The sequence below is a fragment of the Candidatus Propionivibrio aalborgensis genome (genome assembly GCF_900089945.1).
GTDB lineage: Bacteria > Pseudomonadota > Gammaproteobacteria > Burkholderiales > Rhodocyclaceae > Propionivibrio > Propionivibrio aalborgensis.
On record NZ_FLQY01000111.1, the window covers coordinates 1 to 365 of the forward strand.

The following is a 365-nucleotide window of genomic DNA, read 5'->3' on the forward strand; positions in this document are numbered from 1 at the left end:
CAGTATCTGCAGATTGACGGGCAGCCACTGATCCATCACTCACTCGCTGCCCTGTGTCATTGCGACCGGATTGAGCGCGTCTGGGTTGTACTTGCACCGGAGGATGAGTGGTGGGGGTTGTATGACTGGAGTAGCCTCGGCTCGAAATTGCAGGCCGTTTTCTGTGGCGGGGCCACTCGCGCCGAAAGCGTGTTGAATGGCCTTGCGACTGCCGCTCGAATATTGGCTGACGATGACTGGGTGCTGGTGCATGACGCCGCACGTCCTTGCCTGTCGCAGACCATGATCGCCGCTCTTTGCGACGAACTGGCCGACGATCCGATTGGAGGCATCCTGGCCGTTCCTGTTGCCGACACCTTGAAGCG

The 365-nt window shown here is 59.7% G+C and carries 1 protein-coding gene; it reads left to right on the forward strand.

Annotation, left to right across the window (positions count from 1 at the left end; all coding sequences use genetic code 11):
• Positions 1 to 365 (forward strand): 2-C-methyl-D-erythritol 4-phosphate cytidylyltransferase (locus tag PROAA_RS06930; protein ID WP_186410644.1); only part of this gene is annotated, 365 nt, incomplete at both ends.